At 72.8% G+C, this 1,324-nt stretch carries 1 protein-coding gene; it reads right to left on the minus strand.

Annotated features, from left to right (window positions below; all coding sequences use genetic code 11):
• Nucleotides 1–25: 25 nt before the first annotated feature.
• A partial coding sequence (locus ACY34I_RS40395) for an IS110 family RNA-guided transposase (RefSeq protein ID WP_462760828.1) occupies nucleotides 26–1,324 on the minus strand: 1,299 nt, incomplete at its 5' end.

The raw sequence follows: 1,324 nt of genomic DNA on the forward strand, positions 1-1,324 counted from the left end.
GGTCGCACTGGTCGTCGGGGGCTGGTCAGGCTGCGGCGGCGAGGGCGGGACGGGAGGCGTCATCGGCGCCAGCGGCGATGGTGGCATCCCACGCCCGCCGGTGAGTGACAATGGCGTATAGCCAGCGCAGCAGGGCTGCGGCGCAGGCCACCCGGGCTTGGGCCGGCGTCAGCCGGCCGCGCTCGCGGGTGGTCAGGTGGGTGAACTTGTCGGCCAGGACCGGGTTGTGGGGCAGTGCGCCCCACATGGCGCGCCATGCTGCGGCCCGCAGCCCGGGACGGCCCCGGCGGGACACGCGGGTCACGCCGCGGAAGGTGGCCGAGGTGTTCTCGGACGGGTTGAGCCCGGCGTGTTTGACCACGCTGCGGGCGCTGGCGAACCGGGCCGGGTCGCCGGTCTCGGCCAGGATCACCGCCGCCCCGACTGCCGACACCCCAGGAATCGATGCGGCCAGGTCGGTCAGGCCCAGGGTATCCAGGACGTCCACCATGCGCTGCTCGACATCATCCAGGCGGGCCAGGGCGGCACGCCAGTCGTCGAGCAGGAAACGCACCCGTTCCAGCCCACCACGGCGCTGGGCGCCCACCCCGCCACGATCGGCCAGGGCGTCGAAGAACCGTCCGGCCACCCGGTGGCACAGCCGCTTCGCGCCGAAGCGGGGCAGCTGCCCGCGTGCGGCGGCGAAGAACCCGTCACGGCCGAGCCGCCGTAGCCGGGCCGGGTCGCCAGCGCAGCGGTCGACGGTCGCTGCCAGGCACGCCAGCCAGGTCGTGGAGTCCAAGGGCTTGGCCGCACACGCCAGCGCCGCCGGCCAACAGCACGACAGCAGATCAGCGATCTGCCGCCCACACGCGACGGTCTCGACGACCAGCCGGAACCGGCGGGCACCCAGGTGCCGCAGCCGAGCCCAGTCGGCGTCGGCGCGTTCGGGCAGGTAGCAGTCCAGCCGAGCGATCAACCTGCCGATGAGCACCGCGTCTTTATGGTCGGTCTTGTCACGGGTGTAGTCGTCAGCCTCGCGTGCCAGGTGCACCGCGAGGGACTGCACGCACACAAATCCCATCTCGGCGGCGTCGGCCAGGCCCATCACCGACCGCCAGCGGTGCCCGGTCGGCTCGCAACCGACCACGATCCCGGCATACCCGTGCCGAGCCGCCTGCCCGGCGGCCCAAGCCAACAGCCCGCCCAACGCATGAGCCTTGACCAGCACCGTCCTGCGCCCCAGCACCCGACCATCGTGGTCCATCAACGCCGCGACCTGCTTGTCCTCGCCCAGGTCGATCGCCAGGATCGCCCGGTCCTCTCGCACCAGCGCCCGCAACAC

It is taken from the genome of Micromonospora sp. RTBAU3-60, assembly GCF_054963695.1.